22 protein-coding genes are annotated in these 24034 nt (G+C 68.1%); 8 read left to right on the top strand and 14 right to left on the bottom strand.

Annotated features, from left to right (window positions below; translation table 11 throughout):
• Positions 1 to 92: 92 nt before the first annotated feature.
• Genes ACUDTM_RS04525 through ACUDTM_RS04540 form a run of 4 tightly spaced genes read right to left on the bottom strand, consistent with a single transcriptional unit; the run spans position 93 to position 2000 of the window.
• The gene (locus tag ACUDTM_RS04525; RefSeq protein ID WP_188240890.1) at positions 93 to 518 is read right to left on the bottom strand and encodes a DoxX family protein; all 426 of its coding nucleotides are present in this window, start codon (positions 516 to 518) and stop codon (positions 93 to 95) included.
• A 2-nt stretch (positions 519 to 520) separates the two neighbouring features.
• Positions 521 to 1177, bottom strand: coding sequence for a hydrolase (locus ACUDTM_RS04530; protein ID WP_005417006.1), 657 nt, complete (start codon positions 1175 to 1177; stop codon positions 521 to 523).
• Positions 1174 to 1617 (bottom strand): helix-turn-helix transcriptional regulator, encoded by a 444-nt coding sequence (locus ACUDTM_RS04535; RefSeq protein ID WP_072167487.1) that lies wholly within the window; start codon positions 1615 to 1617, stop codon positions 1174 to 1176. Before ACUDTM_RS04535 ends, ACUDTM_RS04530 begins: the two co-directional genes overlap by 4 nt.
• Before the next feature lie 50 nt (positions 1618 to 1667).
• Positions 1668 to 2000: a hypothetical protein gene (locus tag ACUDTM_RS04540; RefSeq protein ID WP_353080434.1), complete on the bottom strand. Its 333-nt coding sequence runs from the start codon at positions 1998 to 2000 to the stop codon at positions 1668 to 1670.
• A 96-nt stretch (positions 2001 to 2096) separates the two neighbouring features.
• Between ACUDTM_RS04540 and ACUDTM_RS04545 the strand changes: the two genes are divergently transcribed.
• Together ACUDTM_RS04545 and ACUDTM_RS04550 are read left to right on the top strand one after the other, a co-directional pair.
• Positions 2097 to 5126, top strand: coding sequence for a sensor histidine kinase (locus ACUDTM_RS04545; protein ID WP_445391196.1), 3030 nt, complete (start codon positions 2097 to 2099; stop codon positions 5124 to 5126).
• Positions 5119 to 5772 carry a response regulator gene (locus ACUDTM_RS04550; protein WP_014037539.1) on the top strand — a complete coding sequence of 218 codons (654 nt, stop codon included), beginning with the start codon at positions 5119 to 5121 and terminating at the stop codon, positions 5770 to 5772. The genes ACUDTM_RS04545 and ACUDTM_RS04550 overlap by 8 nt, the downstream gene beginning before the upstream one ends.
• 605 nt (positions 5773 to 6377) lie before the next feature.
• On the opposite strand, the gene ACUDTM_RS04555 is transcribed toward ACUDTM_RS04550, so the two are convergent.
• Positions 6378 to 7571 carry an MFS transporter gene (locus ACUDTM_RS04555; RefSeq protein WP_188240887.1) on the bottom strand — a complete coding sequence of 398 codons (1194 nt, stop codon included), beginning with the start codon at positions 7569 to 7571 and terminating at the stop codon, positions 6378 to 6380.
• 93 nt (positions 7572 to 7664) lie between these two features.
• Between ACUDTM_RS04555 and ACUDTM_RS04560 the strand changes: the two genes are divergently transcribed.
• Positions 7665 to 8594 carry a LysR family transcriptional regulator gene (locus ACUDTM_RS04560; RefSeq protein ID WP_005417015.1) on the top strand — a complete coding sequence of 310 codons (930 nt, stop codon included), beginning with the start codon at positions 7665 to 7667 and terminating at the stop codon, positions 8592 to 8594.
• A gap of 88 nt (positions 8595 to 8682) precedes the next feature.
• Here ACUDTM_RS04560 and ACUDTM_RS04565 read toward each other — a convergent pair whose 3' ends face one another.
• Together ACUDTM_RS04565 and ACUDTM_RS04570 are read right to left on the bottom strand one after the other, a co-directional pair.
• Complete coding sequence (locus tag ACUDTM_RS04565; protein WP_188240886.1) at positions 8683 to 10140, bottom strand: amidohydrolase family protein; 1458 nt, start codon at positions 10138 to 10140, stop codon at positions 8683 to 8685.
• Between the two features lie 54 nt (positions 10141 to 10194).
• On the bottom strand, positions 10195 to 10896 hold the full coding sequence (locus tag ACUDTM_RS04570) for an ankyrin repeat domain-containing protein (protein WP_088497337.1): 702 nt from the start codon (positions 10894 to 10896) through the stop codon (positions 10195 to 10197).
• A 115-nt stretch (positions 10897 to 11011) separates the two neighbouring features.
• Here ACUDTM_RS04570 and ACUDTM_RS04575 point away from each other — a divergent pair, with 115 nt between their 5' ends.
• Both ACUDTM_RS04575 and ACUDTM_RS04580 read left to right on the top strand, forming a co-directional pair.
• Positions 11012 to 11893 carry a LysR substrate-binding domain-containing protein gene (locus ACUDTM_RS04575; protein ID WP_072167481.1) on the top strand — a complete coding sequence of 294 codons (882 nt, stop codon included), beginning with the start codon at positions 11012 to 11014 and terminating at the stop codon, positions 11891 to 11893.
• Between the two features lie 131 nt (positions 11894 to 12024).
• Positions 12025 to 12462, top strand: a complete 438-nt coding sequence (locus tag ACUDTM_RS04580; protein WP_088497338.1) for a DUF3806 domain-containing protein — start codon at positions 12025 to 12027, stop codon at positions 12460 to 12462.
• Positions 12463 to 12510: 48 nt separating this feature from the next.
• On the opposite strand, the gene ACUDTM_RS04585 is transcribed toward ACUDTM_RS04580, so the two are convergent.
• Positions 12511 to 13671 carry an amidohydrolase family protein gene (locus ACUDTM_RS04585; RefSeq protein ID WP_353080433.1) on the bottom strand — a complete coding sequence of 387 codons (1161 nt, stop codon included), beginning with the start codon at positions 13669 to 13671 and terminating at the stop codon, positions 12511 to 12513.
• Between the two features lie 183 nt (positions 13672 to 13854).
• Here ACUDTM_RS04585 and ACUDTM_RS04590 point away from each other — a divergent pair, with 183 nt between their 5' ends.
• A complete protein-coding gene (locus ACUDTM_RS04590; RefSeq protein WP_072167478.1) occupies positions 13855 to 14499 on the top strand; it encodes a hypothetical protein in 645 nt (214 codons plus the stop codon).
• A 79-nt stretch (positions 14500 to 14578) separates the two neighbouring features.
• Here ACUDTM_RS04590 and ACUDTM_RS04595 read toward each other — a convergent pair whose 3' ends face one another.
• Complete coding sequence (locus tag ACUDTM_RS04595; protein ID WP_072167477.1) at positions 14579 to 17305, bottom strand: TonB-dependent receptor plug domain-containing protein; 2727 nt, start codon at positions 17303 to 17305, stop codon at positions 14579 to 14581.
• A 218-nt stretch (positions 17306 to 17523) separates the two neighbouring features.
• On the opposite strand from ACUDTM_RS04595, the gene ACUDTM_RS04600 reads away from it, so the two are divergent.
• Positions 17524 to 18123: a GNAT family N-acetyltransferase gene (locus ACUDTM_RS04600; protein WP_353080432.1), complete on the top strand. Its 600-nt coding sequence runs from the start codon at positions 17524 to 17526 to the stop codon at positions 18121 to 18123.
• Here the strand turns inward: ACUDTM_RS04600 and ACUDTM_RS04605 are convergent.
• Both ACUDTM_RS04605 and ACUDTM_RS04610 read right to left on the bottom strand, forming a co-directional pair.
• Complete coding sequence (locus tag ACUDTM_RS04605; protein WP_088497342.1) at positions 18120 to 18899, bottom strand: CDP-diacylglycerol diphosphatase; 780 nt, start codon at positions 18897 to 18899, stop codon at positions 18120 to 18122. The genes ACUDTM_RS04600 and ACUDTM_RS04605 overlap by 4 nt on opposite strands.
• A 68-nt stretch (positions 18900 to 18967) precedes the next feature.
• The gene (locus ACUDTM_RS04610; RefSeq protein WP_088497343.1) at positions 18968 to 19627 is read right to left on the bottom strand and encodes a decarboxylase; all 660 of its coding nucleotides are present in this window, start codon (positions 19625 to 19627) and stop codon (positions 18968 to 18970) included.
• A gap of 170 nt (positions 19628 to 19797) precedes the next feature.
• On the opposite strand from ACUDTM_RS04610, the gene ACUDTM_RS04615 reads away from it, so the two are divergent.
• A complete protein-coding gene (locus ACUDTM_RS04615; protein WP_005417035.1) occupies positions 19798 to 20094 on the top strand; it encodes a hypothetical protein in 297 nt (98 codons plus the stop codon).
• A 102-nt stretch (positions 20095 to 20196) separates the two neighbouring features.
• Here the strand turns inward: ACUDTM_RS04615 and ACUDTM_RS04620 are convergent, their stop codons facing one another.
• The 3 genes from ACUDTM_RS04620 to lldD all read right to left on the bottom strand — a co-directional run bounded on the left by ACUDTM_RS04620 (position 20197) and on the right by lldD (position 24034).
• A complete protein-coding gene (locus ACUDTM_RS04620; RefSeq protein WP_088497344.1) occupies positions 20197 to 21081 on the bottom strand; it encodes a hypothetical protein in 885 nt (294 codons plus the stop codon).
• Between the two features lie 110 nt (positions 21082 to 21191).
• Complete coding sequence (gene dld / locus ACUDTM_RS04625) at positions 21192 to 22898, bottom strand: D-lactate dehydrogenase (protein ID WP_072167472.1); 1707 nt, start codon at positions 22896 to 22898, stop codon at positions 21192 to 21194.
• Positions 22895 to 24034, bottom strand: a complete 1140-nt coding sequence (gene lldD / locus ACUDTM_RS04630; protein ID WP_353080431.1) for an FMN-dependent L-lactate dehydrogenase LldD — start codon at positions 24032 to 24034, stop codon at positions 22895 to 22897. Before lldD ends, dld begins: the two co-directional genes overlap by 4 nt.

Genomic DNA, 24034 nt, shown 5'->3' on the forward strand with positions numbered 1-24034 from the left:
TGCGGCACCGGCGCGACCTGCCAGGCCGAGCGCAACAGCGGCGCCGCTGGCCAGCACCACGTTGCGGCGGCCATGATCGAGGGGATCGTGACTCATGCGAATTCTCCCGGAAAGCGTTGGCCGTCCAGCGCCCAGGCACCGGGGCCGGCCAGCGCGAGGGCCAGCAGCACCGTGGTCCACATCAACGGGTACTCACTGCCGCCGCGCATCCAGAACCAGCCCTTGGGCAGGGCCAACAGCACGGTGAAGCCGATGAAGGCAGCCGCTGCAAGCGCAGCGATGCGAGTCTGCCACCCCAGCAGCACGGCCAGCCCGGACAACACCTGCAGCAAGGCCAACAGCAATGGCAACGGTGCCACTGCCGGCAGCCCGAAACCGCGCAGCTCGGTGGTGAAGCCGGAAAGCCCCGGCCCCCCGAACCAGCCGAACAGCTTGCCCAGCGCGTGCGGCAGCAGGAAGCCTCCTGCCGCCACGCGCAGCATCAGCAGGGCCAGGTCGAGGCCATGGCCGGCAACCATGCTCAGTGCCCGCCTTCCTGCGCACCGAACATCCGCTTGGCGTACTGGATGCCGATGCCGTAGCCGCCAGCGTGGTCGCGCGCAATGCCGGTGGTCAGGTCGTAGGTTTCACCCCGTGCCCAGTCGCGCTGCAGTTCGAGCAGGTACTGCACGCTGGTCATCGGCACCGCGCCGGCCTGCACCATGCGGGTAATCGCACGCTCGTGCGCTTCCTCGCTGACATCGCCACAGGCATCGGTGATCACATACACCTCGAAGCCCTGCGCCAGCGCCGACAGTGCCGGGCCGACGATGCAGACGCTGGTCCACAGGCCGGCGATGACCAGACGGCGCTTGCCGATGCGGTTGATCTCATCGATCACAGGCTGGTCTTCCCAGGTGTTCATCGAGGTGCGATCGAACACCGTCTGGCCCGGAAAGATCTGCGGTAGTTCCGGGAACATCGGCCCGGAGAACGACGCTTCGGCGACTGTGGTCAGCACGACCGGTACATTGAAGCCCTTGGCGCCCTTGCCGATCAGCGACACGTTGTTGCGCAGCGCGGAGATGTCGATGGTGTGGGTGGCGAACGCCATCTGCGACTGGAAGTCGATCAGCACCAGGGCGTGGTCGGTCGGCGACAGCAGCGCCGGGGCGGGAGTGGCGGTGGCAAGGCTCATGGGTGGACTCCGTTGGAAACACGATCAAGGGGATGCAACAGGGCGGCATCGCCGGCAACGTACTGGCCGGGGCTGCAGCCGGTCTCCGCGCGGAAGCTGCGGACGAAATGGCTCTGGTCGAAGAAGCCCAGCTGCTGGGCCAGGCAGGCCATCGGCAGCTGCGCGCCCGGCAGCAGCTCGCGCGCGCGCTCGATGCGACGGCGGCGGACATAGCGCAGCGGGCTGGCGCCGGTACCGGCGCGGAACAGGCGTACCAGATGGAAGCGGCTGACGCAGGCGGCCGCCGCCAGCTCGGTCACCCGCAGCGGCTGCGACAGATGCTCATCGACATAGCGCAGGGCGCGCTGCAACGCGGCGGCCTGTTGCGGTGCCAGTGAAGCGGCGGGCGGATCAGGCGGGAAGAGGGTGGCCATGCGGGACGCCGCGAAGGGGTGCCCCATGGTGCGTGACCCCTGCGTGATGCCCTACCCCCGTCGGTCGAGGCCAGCACCTACCCGAATGGGGGAGGCCGACGGCCGAGCAGGCGGCGCCCGAACAACCGCGCATCCAATGAATAGGCGCCAGGGCCCAGCATCAACAGCGCCAATGGCAGCGCCGCCTGCGGCCACGGCGCCTGCTGCGCGAACATGCCCACGGCCGCCATCAGCGCCGCCAGCGGCGTCAACGCACCCAGCACGAGCATCAGCACTGCCAGCAGGCACAACGCCGACCACCCGCCCGCCTGCATGCCGGGCGTCAACAGCGCAGCGGACAGGCACAACCGCAACCACAGCAGGCCGATGCCCGGACCGCGGTCGGGGAACATCACGAACAGGCGCTGCATGGCGAGGCTCCGGAGGGCATGCCGGCGTGATAGCCGACGCCGGCGCACGCCGCCTACCCCGTTCGGGTCACCCCGGACTGCCCCACACCTGCCAGAATGCGCGCCATGCGTGGCCGCCCCTTCCCGTCCGTGCGTCGCCTGCCGACGCTGCTGACGTGCCTGCTGCTGTTGACCTCCCTGCCCGCCTTTGCCGTGCAGCGCCCGCCGGTGAGCGGCGGGCTGCCCGATTACGAACACACCGCCTGGCGTGTCGGCCAGGGCGCGCCGGGCGATATCTGGGACATTGCCCAGGACCGTGAGGGCCTGTTGTGGCTGGCTACCGGCTCGGGCCTGTACCGCTTCGATGGCCGTCGCTTCGAACGGCAGGCGGCGCCCGCCGGCAGCCAGTTCCCGTCCACCAACATGGTCACGCTGGCGCATGCCGCCGGCGGTGCGCTGTGGATCGGCTACTTCCAGGCCGGCATCAGCCAGTTCACGCATGGGCAGCTGCGCAGCTACGGCCGCGAGCAGGGGGTGCCGGTCGGCGTGGTCCCACGCTTCAGCCAGGATCGCCAGGGCCAGCTCTGGGCGGCGATCAATGGCGGGCTGCGCCGCTTTGACGGACATCGCTGGCAGCCACTGCCGGCCGCTGCCGGCCTGCCAGAGCGCCGTGCGCAGTGGGTGCTGCACGACAGCCGGGGCAGGTTCTGGGTGCTGGCCGACCTGAAGATCTGGATGCGTGCGGCGGGCCAGACCGCGTTCGAGGACACCGGCATCGCGGTCTCGCAGATGGCGACGCTGGCCGAAAGCCCGCAGGGTGAAGTATGGCTGGCCGACCGGGTGCGCGGCACCTCGCCGCTGGCCAACGCGCAGGGTCTGCTGGCGGCCGGCGAACGTGAGGCGCGGCGGTTGCCGGAACTGGTTGCTGCGCGCCTGCAGTTCACTGCCGATGGCGCGCTGTGGGCCACGATGAGCCCGCACGGCGGCGTCGCCCGCATCACCTTCGACGGCACCCGGGCCGTGCGCATGGAACGCTTCGATACGCCGCAAGGACTGACCGCCACATCGGCAGTGCCGATCATCGTCGATCGCGAAGGCAATCTCTGGGTCGGCACCAATCTCGGCCTCAACCGCTTCCGCGCACGCAGCGTGCACGCCCTGGTGGTCGGCCCGAGCGATCCCTACCGCTCGCTGGTACGGGCCAGCGATGGGCGCGTGTATGGCTATGGCGAAGACCTCAAGCCCTACGACCTGCGGCGCCCCCTGCTGGATGGCAGCGCCACGCAGCTGCAGGCCGCCGCGCGCCAGGCACCCACGCCGATCTGGCAGTTCGACTGGGTCAACCTCGCGCGCACGGTCGCCGGCCGCACCACATTGATCCCGCTGCCGGCGCCGTTCACCGGGCAGCCGCTGCATGCCCTGTTGTTCCCCGATGACGGACAGGCCTGGGTCTGCGCCGGAGAACGCGGGGTGCTGCACTACCAGCATGACCAGTGGCAACGTGAAATCCGCCTGCCAGAGCAGGCCTGCTCATCGCTGGCGCTGGATGCCGATGGCCAGCTGCTGCTCGGCTATGCCGATGGCCGCCTGCGCTGCCTGGGTGCAAATGGCACCGAGAGCTTCGGCGCCGGGGACGGCCTGTCGGTAGGGCCGATCACTGCGATGCTGCACCACCGGGACCTTCTGCTGGTCGCCGGCGAAGCGGGGCTGGCGGCACGGCTGGGCAACGGCCGGTTCGTTCCGGTGCGCACCGACATGGCCGGCGTACTGGAAGGCATCACCGGCATGGTCGCCGATGCCAATGGACACCTGTGGCTCAACGGCAGCCGTGGCCTGGTACGGATGGAAAGCGGGTTGCTGCGCCGTGCCCTGCGCTCCGGCCTGCCAGTGACGCCACGCCTGTTCGATGCCATCGACGGCATGCCCGGCATCGCCCTGCAGAGCGGACCGATCTCCACCGCCGCCCTGGCCGACGACGGCCTGCTGTGGCTGGCCACCAACCAGGGCCTGGCCTGGCTGGACACCACCCGCTCGCACGTCAATACGATGGCTCCCAGCGTGCGTATCGGCGAGGTGCTGTATGGCAGCGAGCACGCGCCGCTACGCGATGGCCTGCGCCTCCCGGCAGGCACCAGCCAGCTGCAGATCGATTACGTGGCGCTGTCGTTGGCACGTCCGGAGCGCAACCGATACCGCTACCGCCTGTCGGGCGTGGATGATGGTTGGCAGGACGCGGGCAGCAGCACACGTGCGTATTACACCAACCTCGCGCCCGGCGGCTACCGGTTCGAGGTGGAAGCCGCCAACGAGGACGGCATCTGGAGCACCGCACCGGCCAGCCGCAGCTTCCGCATCGCTCCCACCTTCGTGCAGACCGTGTGGTTCAAGCTGCTGTGCACCGCCGCCGTGCTTGCACTGCTGGTGCTGGCGGTGCGCATCCGCAGCGGGCAGCTGGCCGCACTGTTCCGCGCGCGCCTGCAGGAACGCAATGGCGAGCGCGAACGCATCGCGCGCGACCTGCACGACACCCTGCTGCAGGGTAGCCAGGGCCTGATCCTGCGCCTGCACGCGATCAGCCAGTCAGCGCAGACACCAGAGCCGGTGCGCAGCCAGCTTGAGTCAGCGATGCAGCTGGCCGAGCGCAACCTGGCCGAGGGTCGCGAGCGGGTCAATGCGCTGCGCGAGGGGCCGTTCGCGGGCCGCGACCTCGCTTCGGCACTGGCCGATGTGCACGCCGAATACGCCGGGCATGGCATCAATCCCCTGCGCCTGACCGTGGAAGGCGCGACGCCACCGCTGCAGGCCGACGCGGCCGAAGAGGTGTTCCTGATCGGGCGCGAGGCCATCCGCAATGCGTTGCGCCATGCCAATGCCAGTGCCATTGAAGTGGAACTGTCCTATGGCACGCGTTGTTTTCTGCTGCACGTGCGCGACGACGGTGCCGGCATTGCCGACGAGAACGCCGGCCATGGCCATTGGGGCCTGCAGGGCATGCGTGAGCGCGCCCAGCGCCTCGGCGCGGAACTGCAGCTGTGGACCCGCCCCGGGCTGGGTACCGAAGTCGCGCTGGCAGTCCCGGCCCGGCGGCTGTATCACCGCCGCCGATCGCGTTGGCATTGGCCCTGGAGTAGAGAAAACCATGACTGAGTCCCCTGCCCCGATCGGCGTGCTGGTGGTCGACGACCACCCGCTACTGCGTGATGGACTGGCTGCGCTGCTGGGCGCCCATTCCGACCTGCGCCTGCTCGGCGAGGCCGCCGATGGCGAGGAAGCCATCGCGCGCTATCAGCAGCTGCAGCCAGACGTGGTACTGATGGACCTGCAGATGCCACGCCTGGATGGTGTGGAAGCCATCGTGCGGATCCGCGCGATGGATCCGCGCGCGCGCATCATCGTGCTGACCACTTACCGCGGTGACGTACGTGCGGTGCGGGCGCTGCAGGCCGGCGCCAGCGCGTACCTGCTGAAGGACATGCTGCGCCATGAACTGGTCGACACCATCCGCATGGTCGCCGGCGGCCGGCGCGCACCGATTCCCCCGGCGGTGGCAGCCAGCATCGCCGCGCACGTGGTGGAAGATCGCTTGTCGCCGCGCGAGACCGAGGTACTGCGGCACGTGGCCGGAGGGCTGTCGAACAAGCGCATCGGCGAGCGCATGCAGATTTCCGAGCAGACGGTGAAGGCGCACATGAAAAGCCTGATGGACAAGCTCGGCGTGGGTGATCGCACGCATGCGGTAACCCAGGCGCTGCGGCGCGGCATCATCAGCCTGGACGACAGCGGTCACGATTAGGGGGGGGGTCGGCAGGGCTTGCAGCCCTGCACCCGCGGTAGTGCCGGCCGCTGGCCGGCAACTTCAACAGCAAAATCAAAAGCGCGCTCTCCGTGGGATGGCGCGGCGGTGTCGGAGTACGGGGACGCTGCAAGTACGTCCCTGTAAGCTTGGCAGCCGCATCCATGCGGCTGACACCCCGCACTCCGACACCGCCCCACCTCTGACAGATTCCGATGGCGGTTGGTAGGTGTCGACCTTGGTCGACACTTCTGTCAGATATCGAAATCAATCAGGGGTCAGATCCGTTTTCCTCCGGAAAACGGATCTGACCCCAAGAGCCATTCCAACAGAAGGCGGGGTGGGTCCGGTTGCGGGGGCGTGAGCGCCATGGATGGCGCGACCGAGCCCCCATGGGTGAGGGCGCTTCGCTTGCGAAGCATTGCTTCGCAAGCGCCCGAACGCCCAGCCGCCAGCGGCTGGGCCGGACTGGGGATTCACGGCGTCCCCCGCAACCGGACCCACCCCGCCTCCCTACAGGAACCCCGCTGTTGCTGTTGCTGTTGCTGTTGCTGTTGCTGTTGCCTCCAGCAGGTGCAGGGCTGCAAGCCCTGCCGAACAACCCCCTACTTCAAACGCAGCAGCAGGCTGCCGCCCGCACACACCACCGCCAGCCAGGCCACGCCGTGCCACCCCCACTGCGCCAGCGCCAGGCTGCCCAGCGCACCGCCGGCGGCCATGCCGATGAACATGCCGGTGAACAACAGCGCATTGAGCCGGCTGCGTGCCGGCGGCACCAGGCCGTAGACCAGGGTCTGGTGCGCCACCAGCGCCGACTGAAAGCCGAAGTCGAACAGCAGCGCACTCACCACCAGCAACGGCAGCAGCGCGGCGGCCGGCAACCAGCCTTCGGCCAGCAGCAGGCCGAAGCCCAGCAGCGCCACCGCAATCGCCAGCCGTGCCACCGCATGGCACCCCAGTCGATCAGCGAAACGGCCGGCAAACGGCGCGGCCAATGCACCGGCCGCACCCGCAATACCAAACGCACCCGCCGCCGCACTGCCCAGCCCCAGGCGGGCATGCAGCATCAGCGCCAGGGTCGACCAGAACGCACTGAAGCCGACCGCCAGCAGTGACTGGCTGGCCACTGCACGTCGCAGCTGCGGCTGCTCACGCCACAACGCCAGCAATGAGCCCAGCAACGCCGGATAGCGCAGCGTGCTGGTCGGCGCGAAACGCGGCAGTGCACGCGCCATCACCGCGCCCATCGCCGCCACCGATACCGCCGCCAGCACGAACTGCGTGCGCCAACCCCACGCTTCAGCCACCACACCACTGACCACCCGCGACAACAGGATGCCGAGCAGCAGGCCGGTCATCACCCGGCCGACGATCTGGCCGCGCTGCGCATCCGGTGCCAGCACCGCAGCGGCGGGAACGATGTCCTGCGCCAGCGTTGCCATCAGCCCGACCAGCAGGCTGGCCATCAACAGGCCCGGCAGGTGCCCGGCCATCGCGGCGGCGCCCAGTGCCAGCGCCAGCAGCGCGGACTTCAACAGGATCAGATGGCGGCGGTCGAAGCGATCGCCCAGCGGTGCCAGCAGCAGGATGCCCAGTGCGTAGCCGAGCTGGGTCAGGGTTGGCACCAGGCCGGCGGCGCGCTCACCGGCGCCAAGGTCCTGCGCGATCAGGCCCAGCATGGGCTGGCTGTAATACAGCGACGCGACCGAGAAGCCAGCACCGGCCGCCATTGCCAGCACCAATGAGGCGGAAGGCACGGTCGCCGGTGCGGCCGCAACAGACAGCGAGGGGGTAGACATGGGGGAGCCCCGTAGAGGAAGTGGGCGTATCCTGCCTGTATTCGCCAAACGTCTGTAGTAGGCTCTGGCACATATACTTCATACGCCACACGCATGAATGACCTCGCCACCGGCGCTGATCGCCTGGATCTGCTGCGCACCTTCCTGCGCATTGTCGATGCCGGCAGCCTGTCTGCTGCGGCCCTGCAGCTGGGCACCACCCAGCCGACGGTCAGCCGACGCCTGCAGGCACTGGAGCGGCAGCTCGGCCTGCGCCTGCTGCAGCGCTCCACCCATGGCCTGCAACTGACCGAGGACGGCCTGCGCTGCCAGCGTCATGCGCAGCGCGTGGTCGACGAATGGGAGTCGCTGCAGGCCGAACTGAACGGCGAACCGGAAACGCTGCGCGGACGCCTGCGGGTGATGGTGCCGCACGCCTTTGGCCAGGCGCAGCTGCTGCCGACCATGCTCGCATTCCTCGCCCAGCACCCGCAGCTGAGCCTGGAGTGGATCCTGGAAGATCGGCGCCCGGATTTCATCGCCGAAGGTATCGACTGCGCGGTCCGGGTGGGCCCAGTCGACGAACCGCGCATGGTTGCACTGCCGCTCGCGGAAGTGCCGCGCATCGTCGTGGCAGCGCCCTCGCTGGTGGACGCCACGGCGGTCAGCACGCCGGAACAGGCACAGTCACTGCCGTGGATCTCGCTGGTCACCTACTACCGCGAACGCCTGCTGCTGCATGACGCGCAGGGACGCGCGCATACCCTTTCGATCAGCCCGCGCCTGCTCAGCGACAACCTGTTCGTGGTACAGCAGGCTGCACGCGCCGGGCTGGGCGCAGCGGTGGTCTCGGCCTGGCTGGTGGCCGACGACCTCGCACAAGGACGGCTGGTGCAGCTGCTGCCGGACTGGCAGGCGCCGGCACTGCCGGTCCACGTCGTGTTTCCTGCCGCGCGCCAGCAGCCGCCACGGCTGCGCGCCTTCATCGATGCGATGAAGGCCGCGTTGCCGCAGCTACACGGAATGCGGCCGGCACCGCGCTAGGTCACCGGCCGCATCATCCACGCATGGCGTGGATCTACTGAGGGTACGGTAGATCCACGCCATGCGTGGATTCCGTCCAACCCCGCAATCAGTCAGCTTTCGCCGCCTCTGCATTCCACGCCGCGACCTTGGCCTTGGTGTCGGCCAGCATCTTGTCCAGCGCGGCGCGGTCATACACGTTGCCGCGCAGGATCACGCTGTCGATCTTCTCGGTGGCGGCGATGTCCTGCAGCGGGTTGGCGGTCAGCAGCACCAGGTCGGCGGCCTTGCCCTGCGCGACACCACCGTAGCGGTCCATCTGGCCGAACCAGGCCGGGCCGGAACGGGTTGCGGCCGACAGCGCCTGCGGCGCGCTCAGACCCTCCTTCACGAACAGCTGCAGTTCCTGGTGCAGGGCGATGCCCGGGAAGTTGAACGAGTTGAGGAAGCCCGCATCGGTGCCGGCAATGATCGTCACGCCCGCCTCCTGCAGCAACGGCAGCACGGCCGCCACCTGGTGGTACTGCGCGTGGCGCGCCTCGATCTGTGCCGGCGTCGCCTTCGCGGCGCGGTCCACGCGCCACTGGTAGGTCACGCGCAGGCCCGGGCCGATGTAGGCCAGGTACGGATCGTTGGCGTGGTCATCCTGGTCCAGGAAATCGAGGATACGGCCACCGTTGAGGGTCGGGGTCACGAATACGCCGCGCTTGGCGAAATCACGGTAGGCGTGCATCGCGGTGTCACGGTCGAAGCTGGCGTCGAGGCGGCGATTGGCTTCCGCGCGGTCGATGCGGCCGGCGCCGAAGTCGGCGGCGATCTTCGCTTCGTCCTTGCTGCCGGCCTTGAATGCGTAGTCCAGGTGCTCGATCGAGGCCAGGCCGGCATCGACCGCCTGCTCCACCGTCAGCGCCATCGGAATGTGGCCCGAGGCCTTGAAGCCGGCCTTGCGCGCGGCGCTGGCCGAATACAGGAACAGATCCGGCTTCAGCGTGCTGTCGGTGATCTTCACGAAATCGACCTTATCGTGCTGCAGTCGGGTGATCGCCTTGTCGACGTCGGCCTCGCTACCCACTTCGATCGTGCCCTTCCAGACCGGCTTGATGCCTTCGATCTTCGCGCCCGAGCTGAGCAGGCGCGGGCCGAACAGCGTGCCCCTGGCGATCTCACCACGCCACTGCAGCACCTGCTCGGGCAGATCGCCGGAACAGTCACGCACGGTGGTGATGCCGTGCGCGATGTACAGCGGCAGCAGCGCCTTGTTCTCTTCGATCAGCGCCGGGCCGCCACCGAAGTGCACATGCATGTCCCACAGGCCCGGGATCAGGTATTTGCCCTTGGCATCGATCTGGCGGGCCGCGCTCCACTGGCCGCGCAGCTGCGCGTCCGGGCCCACCGCGACGATGTCCTCGCCGCGGATCACCACGCTCTGCCCGGCCCGCGCGCTGGCGTGCTCGACGTCGACCACGATGGCATTGCGGATCAGCAGGTCGGCGCGCTCGGCAGCAGATGCCGACAGCGGCGCCACCGCAAGAAGGATGGCAAGGGACAACGGGCGGGAACGGAACATGATGGACAGCATCCTGGTAGGCACGGCCAGCGTGCGGGTGGAAGGAGTAGCGGTTCAGCGCGCCGCGCCGTGCTGGCGCAGCAGGGTTTCAATGCCGGCATAGCCACGCTGGCGCGCGTGCGCCAGTGGCGTTACGCCATCGCCGTCGGCCAGCTCCGGGTCGGCACCGGCCTCCAGCAACAGCTGCACGATCTGCACATGGCGTTCACCACCGTCGCCAAGCAGGATCGCTTCCAGCAGCGCGGTCCAGTGCAGGCGGTTGACGTGGTCCACCGCCACACCTGCACGCAGCAGCATGCGCACGGTGGTGACGTGGCCGCGCTCGGCGGCCGGAATCAACGCAGTGCCCCCATAGCGGTTGGTGCTGCGCAGATCGGCGCCGTGCGCCAGGGTCATCGCCAGGATCTCATCCAGGCCGCGCGCGCCGGCATACAGGTAGGCACTGTCCTGCAGCGCATCCTTGGCATTGACGTCCGCCCCGGCCTCGATCAGTTCGCGCGCGGCATCCACGTTGTTGCCCTGCGTGGCCAGCAGCAGCGCCGTGCGGCCCTGGCCATCGCGCGCCTCAAGATCAGCACCATCGGCCAGTGCGCCGCGCACCGCCTCGGCATCGCCGCGGCTGGCGGCATCACGCAGGCGCGCGTCTGCGTCAGCTCTGGAGCTGGCAGTGCAGGCAGGGGTGACCATGGCCAGCAGACACAACAACAGCACGCGCGTGAACGGTGCAGGCCAGCCAGCAGGGCAATGGAAGCGCATCACGGTGTCTCCTTTTCTCCATCGCCGCAGGGCGATGGTCGCAGGGGCCGCGCATTGCCGGCCCCTGCCCCGCATGGTAGAAGTCGGCCTGGGTATCCAGAAGTGAAATGTTCAAATGCAAGACAGTGCCAAATCGAATAGAACCCTGTTCGAACTGGACCTGCTGCGGGCGCTGGTGATGGTGGCCGACTGCGGCAGCTTCACCACGGCGGCCACGCGCCTGCATTCGACGCAGTCCACGGTCAGCCAGAAGGTACGGCGGCTGGAGGAACTGGCCGGGCATCGCCTGCTCGAGCGCGGCCACCGCGATGTACACCCCACCGACGCCGGCCACACCCTGCTCGGCTATGCGCGGCGCATGCTCGACCTGAACGAGGAAATGGCACAGGCGCTGGCCGGCGCGACGGTGGAAACCGCGGTCCGCATCGGCGTACCCGAAGACTTCGTCAACCCGCAGACCACTCGCATGCTGGCCGCCTTCAGCCGCCGCCACCCGCAGGTGAAGCTGGAGATCAGCAGCGGCCTGAGCCGCGCCCTGGCACAGGGTTTCGACCACGGCGAGCTGGACCTGGTGCTGGTCAAGCAGCGCCGCAACAGCCGCCAGGCGGTGCACTGCCGCCGCGAGCCGATGCACTGGATCGACAGCCTGCGCAGCAGCTGCCTGCAGCAGGACCCGCTGCCGCTGGTCACCTTCCCGCCGCGAGGGCTGTACCGCGACGAGATGATCCACGCCGTGGAAGCGCTGGGCCTGCGCTGGCGCATTGCCTTCACCAGTTCGTCGCTGAGTGGCATCCAGGGCGCGGTGGCTGATGGCATCGGCATCAGCCTGCTGCCGCGCCGCGCGGTCACGCGCGAGCACCGCATCATCGATGGCGAGCGTGGGCTGCCGGTGATCGACAACTACGAAATCGGCCTGCTGCATCGTGCCGATGCCGATGATGCGGTGCGGGCACTGGCCAGCGAGCTGTGGCGGCAGGTACAGCGCGAACCGGATTGACCACGGTAGGTCCACGCCACGCGTGGATGCCTTACGCGCATTGATCATCGATATCTGATCAATCTTGCCGCACGGCAGGCATCATGGCCTCGTACAGTGCCCCTTGATTCCGTGCTCCACGGCGCCTCGCCATGTCCGACGAAACCCCGACCCGCTTCGATCCCCTGCCTGCGGCGCTGCAGACGCACCTGCAGCACCAGCGTGCACTGATCGCCGCGCGCGTGGCCGCCAGCTTCCCGACGTTGCCGGTGCAATGGCCGCTGGCCGCCAGCACATTGCAGCGCGTGGTCGATGCCGAACTGATCGATCGTGACGACTGCGGCGGCTGGGAAGCCCTGGGCGTGGCGTTCGGTGACACTCTGGCGCAACGCGTGCCGGGCCTGGCCTGGATGCAGGTCACCGATGCCTGGGGCATCGACGCGGTGCTGCGCCATGCCGACAGCAACCTGCAGATCGGCGCCGGCACCCTGCTGCTCAAGCGCGTGGAGCAGGGCGAGGTCATCGACATCGCCCATCTGCTGGCGTGGCTGGAAGAGTTCGTCGCCACCCGCGCAGACGATTACGCCTGAAAGCCGCCGGGCATGGCTCGGCACTACACGGAGCTGGCGCGGCGTGGTCTACAGCCAACGGCCATCCACCACTACCCGGCGCTGCACCGGCACCCCGGCCACGGCAGCCGGGCCATGATCGGCCCGCACGGCCACGAAAGTGGCCGGATGCCCTTCCACGAGACCGTATTGCGGCAGCCCGATCACCTGCGCCGCATGGGTCGTGACCATGTCCAGCGCCAGCATCAGGTCGGCATCGGTGTAGAAGCCCGAGCGGTAGCCCAGCAGCATCGCCCGCTGCAGCAGATCGCCGTTGCCGTAAGGCCACCAGCAGTCGCGGATGTTGTCGTTGCCGGCGAACACGCGCACGCCCGCATCATGCAGTGCGCGCAAAGGCGGAAATGGATGATCACCCGGCGCGTTGCTCATGATCGCCACACCCGCCGTGGCCAGCGCCTCGCCCACCTGCAACGCGCGCGCCAGCGGCACGTCGCCCAGCGAGTAGGCATGACTGACCGCCACCCGCCCCTGCAGGCCAGCGGCCCGGGTCCGCGCGGCAATGCGCAGCAACTGGGCCAGTCCGGTTTCGCCGGGCTCGTGCAGGTGGATGTCGAGGCGCACGCCATAGCGCTCGGCCAGGCCGAACAGCAGTGCCAGCTGGCCCTCAGCATCGCCATCCAGCGTGGTCGGGTCGATGCCTCCCAGCACCTCCACGCCCGCTGCAAGGGCCTGCTCAAGCACGGCGGCGGTACCCGGACAGGACATCACCCCGGCCTGCGGGAACGCCACCAGCTGGATCCGCATGATGTCGGCGCAGCGCAGCGCCGCCTCGCGCACCGCTTCGAGATGACGCAGGCCCGTGCTGCCGTCGATGTCGACGTGGCAGCGCATGGCCACCGTGCCGAAGCGGCTGCACTGGCGGATCAATGCCTCGGCACGGTCCACCATCGGCGCGGCACCCGCTACCGCGGCCTTCTCTACCGCCAACCGCTCACGCAGGCTGTTCACCGGTTGATGCGGGTGCCAGCGGTCGCCGACAAAACTCTTGTCCAGATGGATGTGGCCGTCGACCAGCCCGGGCAGGACCGCGAAGCCCTGCAGGTCGACGCATTCCGCCCCGTCGGCCGGCGAGGCCTCGCCATTGAGGCCACTGATGCGGCCGTCACGGATATGGAAATGCAGTGGCGCGCCGTAGCGGTCTACACCGCCATGGACGAACTGAAGCGTCATCGGAAACTCCCGGAAAGCCAAGTCATGACGCCATCCTGCGCGCCCGCGCTGCCATCGGCCAACGAAATATCTGGATGCCACATATTCACCAATCCGATGAACGCGGTTGCGACGGAGCTCGCAGCCACGCCGTGCACACGCCTGAACGGGTACCATAGGCACCTGTTTCCGCTGTGATGCCGCATGGGCCCGTCCGACCGCCACGATCGCCTCCGCCGCTGGCAGGCCGCGTCCCTGCTCGCTGCTGCCCCGATGGCCAGCCTGTCCGCCGCCGATACGGCCGCCACCGCGCCGCTGCAGGCGCCGCCGGGCCAACAGCGCATCGCATCGGCTGCCCTCGTCGAGCGGTTGCACCAGCGTGTGCTGTCCGGGCAGAGCGCCACCGCCACCCTGGAACACTGGTGCGCCGAACACGGCCTGGCCGAACAGGCGCGGGTGCGCGCGGTGCGTGTGCATGGCCAGGACAAGCCTGCCCCTGCCGATGTGCTGCAGGCGCTGGGTGCGACGCAGCCTGGCACCGCGCTGCGCTACCGCCGGGTACAGCTGGTCTGTGGCAGCCGCGTGCTGTCCGAGGCCGACAACTGGTACCTGCCGGACCATCTCAGCCCGGCCATGAACCAGGTGCTGGACAGCACCGACGAACCCTTTGGCCGCGTGGTCGGCCCGCTCGGTTTCCAGCGCCAGACCCTGGCTGACCAGACGTTCTGGCCACCGCGTGGCGAAGGCGACGACGGCGTGGTCCTGGAAGTGCGCGCGCTGCTACGCGATCGCCAGCAGCAGCCCTTCAGCTACGTCATCGAGTCGTACCTGCAACAGGCCCTGCCCTAGCCGACCGGCGCGCGCCATCACCGCGGTGTCTAGACAGCAGAAGGCCCGGCATTGCCGGGCCTTCTGTCTGCCCGCCCGATCAGCGGAACCGGTAGTCCAGCTGCAGCCAGTACTGGCGGCCATACGGGTCGTAGTTGCCGACCGGGTAGAACGGCCAGCCGCCCCCGTTCCTGTCCGCCGGCGGGCGGCTGTCACGCAGGTTGTTGACGATCACGCCCACCGACAGGTTCTCGCCGAACTGGCGGAACACGCTGGCGTTGTAGGTCATGTACGGCGCGATGCGGCCACTGCCATCGGTCTTCGGCAGTGAACCGAAACGATTGCCGTACAGCGTGGTGGTCCAGTCGCCCTGGTTCCAGGTGATGCTGCCATTGGCCTTGCTGCGCCACTGGTAGTCATCCAGTGAATTGCGGATGTCACGCTCCGGATCATCGGAGAACTGCCGGTATTTATGCTCCAGCACCACGGTATAGGCCAGGCGCGTGGTGAAGCGGCCATAGCGGCCGGCGTCGAAGCGCCAGTTGCCTTTCAGGTCCAGGCCGCGCACCGACTCGGAGGCCGCGTTGATCGGATTGATCAGCACGCGGGTTACCTGGTCCGGCTGCACCGTGGCATTGGACGGGTTGCGGATCACCCGCGACAGCGCGTCCTGGCACAGCGGTGAACCGATATCGCGCGCTTCGCCACCCAACGTGCGTCCCAGGCGGCAATCGGCTTCATCACGAAGAATACGGCTGGTGTCGAGGCTGGTGACCTCATTGTCGATGCGGATGTCGTAGTAGTCAGCACTGAAGTCCAGCCCGGACAGCGGCGACCAGACCACGCCGAACCCATAGGATTTGGCGGTTTCCGGCTGCAGCTGTGCGTTGGCACGGTTGCTGTAGTCGATCGACAGGCCGTTGTAGTCGCAGTTGTCGTACGACTGGCCTGCAGTACGGCAGCGCCAGTAATCGGTCATGCCCGGGTTGTAGCCGCGGGTCTCGGTGGCAAACACGTAGTTCATGTCCGGCGCACGGAAGCTGGTCGCAGCAGAGCCGCGGATCAACAGGCTCTCGATCGGGCGGAACTCGACGCCGAAGCTCCAGGTCGCCTTGCCGATGTGCTCGCCGCCTGCGCGGTACTGGTCGTAGCGGCCGGCCAGCGTGGTGGTCAGCGATTGCAGCAACGGCAACTGCAGTTCAACGCCGGCCGCATAGCGATCACGATCACCGCCGGCACCGATACCGGCGCTGGTGTTCCAGAACTCGCCGGTGCCCAGGCGCGGGTCCGGGCGGTTGCGGTAGCCCTGGCTGCCGGCCTCGACCACCGCCGCCAGCGCAGCATCGCCGCCCGGCAGTGCGAACAGGCGGCCATTGATGCTGGCGCTGAAGGTCTGCAGCCACGCCGCGTTGCGACTTTCCTGATAGTCGGACAGGCCCTCGTACTCGTTCGGAGTCAAAGGCTTGAACAGGCGCACCGGGTCCGGCGCATAGACCTCCACGCCATTGCGCACGCCCAGCTTCGGGCCCAGCAGGTACTCGTTGATGCCGGCCAGCAGCACCGGGCGACGGGTGCGGTTCTCGTAGCGCGAACGGCTGTAGACCGCCTCGTAGTCCCAGCCGCTGTCGCCGATCTGGCCGCGCGCGCCCAGGTTGAACGACCACGAGTTCTCCAGGAACCGATTGGCATTGCGCGGCAGGCCACCGATTTCCTCCGGCGCGAAGCGGCGGTACCAGCTCTCCAGGTTCCCGCTGTTCTGGTTGTAGAAGTAGTTGCGTGACGACGTCCAGGTCGGCGCACGCGTGTTGTTGTAGATGCGCGCGCTGCCCACGGCGACATCGGCGAACAGGTCGGTGGTGTCGTTGACGTGGAAGGTCAACAGGCCATAGCCATTGAGGTTGCGCTTCTGGGTCTGCACGGTCCAGTAGCTGGCGGCGGCCTCGTTGCTGCCGCAGTACCAGCCCTGGCGCGGGTTGTTGGCACGGAACACGCTGCCGCCATAAATGCCCGACGCTGCGTCGCAGCCGCTCACGCCCGGATCGATGTTGCGGCCGGTGGCAGCATTGCGGCGATAGGCGATCGCGGTCGCCTGCGGCGCCTTGCCGGCCGGATCATCGTCCAGTGAATCCATGAAGTCGCGTTGGCGCGCGTGGATCGCCTTGCGCACGTCGAACTCGAAGCCGAACAGCGCATCCCAACGCTCGCCGGAACTGCCACCGACCACCTGCGCCCGCTGGTTGTCACCCCCGCCCTGCTGGGTGCCGCCGGCGCGCACGTTCACGTCCACGCCTTCAAAGCGGTCCTTGAGGATGATGTTGACCACGCCGGCGATGGCATCGGAGCCATACACCGCCGACGCACCCGCGGCGAGCACCTCGATGCGCTCGATCAGGGCGCTGGGAATGTTGGCGAGGTTGACCACGTTCACCGAGCCCTCGTAGGCCAGCGGGTAGTCGGCCTGGCGGCGGCCGTTGACCAGCACCAGCGTGCGGTTCGGACCCAGTCCACGCAGGTTGATGGTGTTGGCGGCCGGCGTGAACGTATTGCCGAAGTCCTCGCCCTGCACGTTGCCGGTGTTCTCGGTCAGCGCGCTCAGCGCGTCGAAGGCATTGCGGTAGCCCTGCGCATCGATCTGCTCGCGGCTGATCACCGTCACCGGCGAGGGCCCCTCGACACTGGCACGGGGAATGCGCGAGCCGGTGACCTTCACTTCCTGCAATGTGGTGGGTGCGCTTTCCTGCGCGAAGGCCGGCAGCGAGACCAGCATCAGGGACGACAGCGCGAGCACCAGCGGACGCGGGCGCAACGCCTTGTGGGAGGCGGACATGGGCTTCCTGGGGGAGTGGGCGGGTGGTACGGGGGAGCCGTGGCCTGTGCGGCACATAACGATCCCGTAACGAAAGTGTCCTGAATGGGTGGTTTCAACGGAAATGACCAGCCCTGATGGGCTTATGCCTGAACCGAATCAGACCCCCGGCTCCGCTCACCGCATTTTTGCAATGTTTTGAATGGTGCAGGGAGGCGGGCACGGCCATCGTGCCGGGGATGATGATCCCGTATCCCACCTCGCTTCTCCCCCCGTTGCGGCCGGTGCTGCGCCGTCACCTGCTGCAGCTGCAGGCCGCACCGGTCACCCTGCGCCCGTTCCAGCGTACCGACCTGCCGCGCTGGCGCCTGTTCGATGATCGCCGCCGGCGCGGCCGACGCCATCCGGCGGGTATCGACGAGGAAGCCCGCTTCCTGGCCCACATGCACCGCTCGCGGCTGGAGCAGGACAACGATCAGCTGATGCTGGGGGTATTCGATGACGAGCACGGCACCGTGCTGGACCAGTTGCATGTCCGCCTGCAGTGCTTGCATACGCGCTGCGCCGAGCTGCTGTCGCTGCAGCATTGGCACCCGCACGCGGATGCAGCGCTGCGGGCGCTGTGCCCGTTCCTTTTCAAGGATGTGGGCGTGCACCGCCTGTTCGTGATGCTGCCACCGGACTGCAGCAGCCCGTTCGCCACTGCACTGCACGCCTTCGGCTTCGAACAGGAAGGGCTGCTGCGCGACCACCACCTGGATCTGGACGGTTGGCAGGATCGCCAGCTGCTGGCACTGACCGCGCCGGTCTGGCGCAGCCGCCAGCACCCCGAGAGTTAGCGGACCCGCTCCAGCGATGCACCTGCGCCGGTCAGCACTGCGCAGGCGTGGTCCTGCAGCTCTTCAGCGCTGGCCTCGTTGCCGGTGCCGGGGTCCACACGGGTGGCCAGCAGGATGAAACCCGGGCCACCCTGCACCGGATCCCGTCCCGCCACCACCAGGCTCCACTGGCCCACGTCGTCCACGCCGGCGAGGTCATAGGCCAGCAGATTGAGCGGATTGGCGGTCAGTTCCGCGCCCGGCAACAGGCGGGCCTGGTACTGATGACCGCGCAGCGGCACCGGCAACGGTGACCACTGGCTGCCCAGGGCAGCGGCATGCACGTCCAACGCCTGCAACACGTCGCCACGCAGGCAATCCACGTGGATATGCAGCTGGTGCTGCGAACGGCCGTGCGGCGAGTTCAATGCCAGGCTCGCGACGTTGCGCGGCAGCGGTTGCCGCAAGGCTTGTTCGGTGTGGCTGCGCGCCTGCCAGGCCGCAGCGAAGTAGTTCGGCGCCCCACGCTGGTAAAGACCGCGGTTCTCGATGCCACTTACCTTGTCCAGCGGCATCAGCAGAAACTGGTAGTCACCGTGTGCATCCTTGACCAGCACGTCACGGCGGCCGGCTGCCGTCTCCACCCGCAGGCAGCTGCCGCGCGGGCCGTCAGCTGCCTGGCAGTCACGCTCGATCAGGCGCCACAGCGCATCGGAATGGACGGGCGGCAGAGGCGGCGCGCTCGCACAGGCGGACAACAGCAGCAGGGGCGACAGCAGCAACGGGCGCAGGGACACGGCGGCGACTCACGGAACAGGCACGGCAGGCGGCGCCGCGCTGCATTCTAGCCAGTGCGGTGCTGCAATCAGTAGGTGCCGAACGGCACTTCAACCACGATCGGAGCCACACCCTCGCCCGCCTGCAGGGTGTAGCGGTCCAGTGCGCCATCATCTTCGGCGTGCGGCTGGCGCTGGAAATGCAGGGGATAGCGCTCATCCCCCAGGCGCACGGCACTGCCATCGGCCTCCAGCGCGGCACCTTCGGGAATCAGCAGCCCACCCAGGTCGCTGTAGGCCCCCGGCACATCGGTGAAACCATAGTCAGCCAGTTCATCCACGCGCTGCATCGCATAGACATGCGGCAGGTAGGGGCGTGCCGGGCTGCGGCCATTGCTGAGGTCGGTCACCCAGGCCTGTGGCAGGTGGTATTGCTCGCGCAGTGCGGCCACGCCCAGCGACGGGCTGGCCACCTGCAGGCAGCACACCGCACGCTTGCCCTCACGATCGACAATGGCGAATCGATCGCCGCGGGTGGCGGCCTGCGGCAGCATCGCGAACGCCAGGTTGCGCTGGGCGGGTGCGTAGCCTGCCTCGGTCTGCAGGTTGCGCCAGGCACCGAACACCGGCGCTTCCGCAGCGGCGTCCGGCGCCGGTTCGATGGCAGAGGCGGCAAACGCCACGCCCAGCACCGACACTGCCAGTACCCTTCTCGCCCTGCGCTTGTCGCGCAAACTGCCTGCCGTCATAGCGTATCCAACACCTGCACCGGAATGGCCCGGCCTGCCCGCTGGCGTGCTGCCAGCCATCCCTGCCACTATGCAATGACCACGCTGTGCCGGCAATGACCGGAGTGCTGACGCCTTTCGCGCGACGGGTGCTATCGTTCCGCCCATCTTCCCTGCGCAGGAGCGCTCGCATGTCCGCCTTCCGTCTGTCCCTGCTACTGCCTGCGTCGGCCCTGCTGCTGTCGGCCTGCGTCAGCACCCCTGGCCCGCAGGTCAAGGGTACCGGCCACTGCGATGCCAGCCAGCTGGGCTGGGCAATCGGCCAGCCGGCCAACGAACCCAACATCCGCCGCTTGTCCAGCGAGAGCGGCGCCGGCCTGGTCAACCCGATCGGCCCCAGCACCATCACCACCAAGGACATCCGCCAGGATCGCCTGCGCGTTTACGTGGACAAGGACAACATCATCACCGCCACCCGCTGCGAGTAGGCGCTGTAGAGCCGAGCCCACGCTCGGCTGCGCTTCCGTGACAGCCGAGGGCAGGCTCGGCTCTACAGAAAACCCCAGTCGAGCATGGCTCGACGCTACATGTCAGGGTTCGGTATACCCCGCGCAGTCCGGCAGCGCCTGGTCGGGGTTGAACACCCCATCACTGAAGCGGAACAGCCGCGTGTAGCTGCACGCCGGGTCCTGCTCGGTGCGCAGGTCCTTCTTCTTCAGCGGGCCCCTGGCCAGCGAATCCTCGAAGCGCGAAACACCCGCCGGGAACCGGGTCGCCACGGTCTGGTAGCGCAGCACCGGCATGCCCTCGGCCACCGGATCCAGCCCGAGCTTGGCCGAGAACCCGTATTCGTCGTGGCAGGCGCCTGCGCGCTGCTTCATGTCCTGCTCGCTGAAACAGGCGCGGATCATCGCATTGCCCAGCCATGGCACGGTCAGCACGTCGTCGTCCACCTGGATGTCGTCCTGCAGGTGGCGCACGCGTGCCAACTGCAGCGTGGACGCGTCCGCACTTCCACCGGAGTACATGGTGCTGAACTTGACGATGCCGCCTACCAGCACATTCTGGCGGGCGCGCTGCTGCGGGTCGGTCACTGTTTCGTCGCTGCCCACGCCCGGCGCCAGGCGCACGATCCACGGCCACAGTGACAGGTCGGCTTCCTGCGGCACGTCGATGCTGACGTGGTAGGTGTGTGGCTTGCCCTGGCCCTGCACCTTCTCAAGCACTTCCAGCACGCTCGGCCGGTCACCCTCCTCGGCGACCGGCTGCACGCGCACGCACCAGTTGCCGTCCCGCGTGCAGTCGTAAAGCCCCGATGGTCCAGTCTCACTCGCGATCAGCACCTGCCCCAGCGGTTCCATCACATTGCCAGCGGCATCGCGCTGCTGCGGCAGGATAGAAGACTGCGCCAGCACCAGCAGCGGGGTCGCCAGCAATGCAGCGCACAGGGCGGCGCGGACGGGAATGGAAGGCATGGGCGGCTCCTGTGGCTGGGATTCCGATGGTAACCGCTACCCGGACGGCGGCGGGCCTGCCCGGCATCGCCCTTGTAGCGTCGAGCCATGCTCGACTGCCCTTTCCGTCCTCAATGCCCACTGCAATCGCAGCTGCCCCACCCCTTCGCCTTCGACGTCTGGCCAATACCCGGGTTGAAGGTATTGCTCGGGTCCAGCTGCTTGTAGAACCCGGCCAGCGCCGGCTTGGCCGGGTACAGGTGGCCGACGTTGTGCTCGGCCGGATACTCGGCGCCACGCTGGTCCAGCAGCGCCCACATCGCATGCTCGATCGCCATCGGGTCTTCGCCCTTGCGCGCGATGTAGTCCTGATGGAACACGTGGCACAGGAAGTGCCCGTAATACAGCTTGTGCAACAGGCGGCCGTCGATATCCGCCGGTAGCTGCTCGAACCAGTCGGCGTCGTCACGTCGCAACGCGATGTCCAGCGCGACGATGTCCTGCACCTGCTCACGATGCACTTCGCGGTAGCGCACCGCGGCACCGGCTACGGCGAAACGATGCAGGAACGCCTTGCGCCCCTCCTCGGCCGTGCAGTGGAAATAGCCGCCTTCGTGGCCAGCGAAGAAATCGCGCAGCCAGGCTTCGGTTTGCGCTGCGTCCTGCGCGGACACCTTCAGCAGCAGGTGATGCTCATAGCGCTGGCGGAACTCACCCATGCGCTTGGGCAGGTGCGAGGGCAGCAGGCCGGTCAGCATCTGCATCACCCGGTCGGTCACCCCGCGCAGGCCCAGCCGTTCGAACCAGCCATCGATGCGGCTCTTCAATGCGAACGCCGCGGGCACACGCGAGGTACCGAGGCGATCAATCAGCAGGAAGCTGTCCTTGCCGTAGCGCTCGCCGATGTCATAGGCATCGCGGTGAATGTACTCGCCCGCGATCGGCAGGCGCTCGAAGCCGGTCAGCAGCTGGCGGCGGATCGCGGTGAGGCTGTCGGTGCGGTTGCTGCCGATGTAGAAGACTTCGGCGGCCTCCTTTTCGAAGGTGTCCAGGCGCACCGCGAACACCGCCAGCTTGCCCGCGGACCCGGCCGCCTCGAAGTGGCGGCTGGGATCGGCGTTGAAACGTGCGGGGGTATCGGCATCGACCTTGCGTACTTCCTCGGCATAGCGTGGATCGGAAGCCGCACGGCCGTCGCCATCGCCCACGTCGGCGGCCGTGTAGTCACCGGCCTGCAGGCGCTGCAGGATCTGCTCGGGCGTGTCACCCAGCGCGATGCCCAGATGGTTGACCAGCTGCAACTGGCCCTGCGCATCGACCTGCGCATACAGCGCCAGCTCGGTGTAGGCCGGGCCACGTCGCACCAGCGCGCCACCGGAGTTGTTGCAGATGCCGCCCAGCACCGAGGCGCCGATGCAGGACGAGCCGATCACCGAATGCGGTTCGCGACCCAGCGGGGCCAGCGTCTGCTCCAGGCGGTCCAGCGTCGCGCCAGGCAGGCACAGCACCTGCCGGCCTTCGTTCAACAACTGGATGCCGGTCAGGCGCAGCGTGCTGACCAGCACGATCGGCCGGCCATAGTCATCGCCATCCGGGGTCGAGCCGCCGGTCAGCCCGGTGTTGGCCGCCTGCAGGATGATCGCGGCGCCGCCCTGCACCGCTGCCTGCAGCACGCGCCACAGTTCCAGCAGCGTCCCCGGGCGCACCACCGCCAGCACTGGGCCATCGCCGAAGCGGTAGCCGCGACGGAAGCGCCGCGTGGCCTTGTCGCCGGTCAGTACATGGCGATTGCCGACCGCATCGCGCAACTGTGCCAGCACGGCGTCGTGGCCGCTCATGGCAGGCTGACCAGCGAATCGCGGCCGATGTCGGCGATGCGGCGCGCACCGGTCAGGATCATCGCCACGCGCATTTCCTTGGCGATCAGGTCCAGCAGGTTGGCCACGCCGGCCTCGCCCTGTGCGGCCAGCGCATAGATGAAGGCGCGTCCCAGCAGCACGGTATCGGCCCCCAGCGCCAGCATGCGCACCACGTCCAGGCCGGTACGGATGCCGGAATCGGCGAGGATCTTCAGGTCGCCCTGCACCGCATCGGCGATGGCCGGCAACGCACGCGCGGTGGACAGCACGCCGTCCAGCTGGCGGCCACCGTGATTGGAGACCACGATGCCATCGGCACCGAACTTCACCGCATCACGTGCGTCATCCGGGTCGAGGATGCCCTTGATCACCATCGGGCCCTTCCAGAATTCGCGGATCCACTCCAGGTCCTTCCACGAAATGGAGGGATCGAAGTTGCTGCCCAGCCAACCGATGTAATCCTCCAGCCCGGTAGGGTTGCCGCGGTAGGTGGAGATGTTGCCCAGGTCATGCGGGCGGCCGAACAGGCCCACGTCCCACGCCCAGTGCGGATGGGTGATGGCCTGGCCGATGCGGCGCAGCGAGGCATTCGGGCCGCTCATGCCCGAGTGTGCATCGCGGTAGCGCGCGCCCGGCACCGGCATGTCCACGGTGAATACCAGCGTGGTCACGCCGGCGGCCTGTGCACGCTCCAGTGCATTGCGCATGAAGCCACGGTCGCGCAGCACGTACAGCTGGAACCACATCGGCCGCTGGATGGCCGGTACCACTTCCTCGATCGGGCACACCGACACCGTGGATAGGGTGAACGGGATGCCGCGGCTGTCGGCCGCGCGCGCCGCCTGTACCTCGCCGCGCCGCGCATACATGCCGGTCAGGCCGACCGGCGCCAGCGCCACCGGCATCGCCAGTTTTTCGCCGAACAGCTGGGTTTCCAGGCTCAGGTCGGACATGTTGCGCAGGATGCGCTGGCGCAGCGCGATGTCGGACAGGTCGGAAACGTTGCGCTTCAGCGTGTGCTCGGCATACGCGCCGCCATCGATGTAGTGGAACAGGAACGGCGGCAGCCGGCGTTCGGCAGCAGCACGGTAATCGGTGGAGGCGGAGATGATCAT

The organism is Stenotrophomonas maltophilia group sp. vghtpe118, from assembly GCF_052605195.1.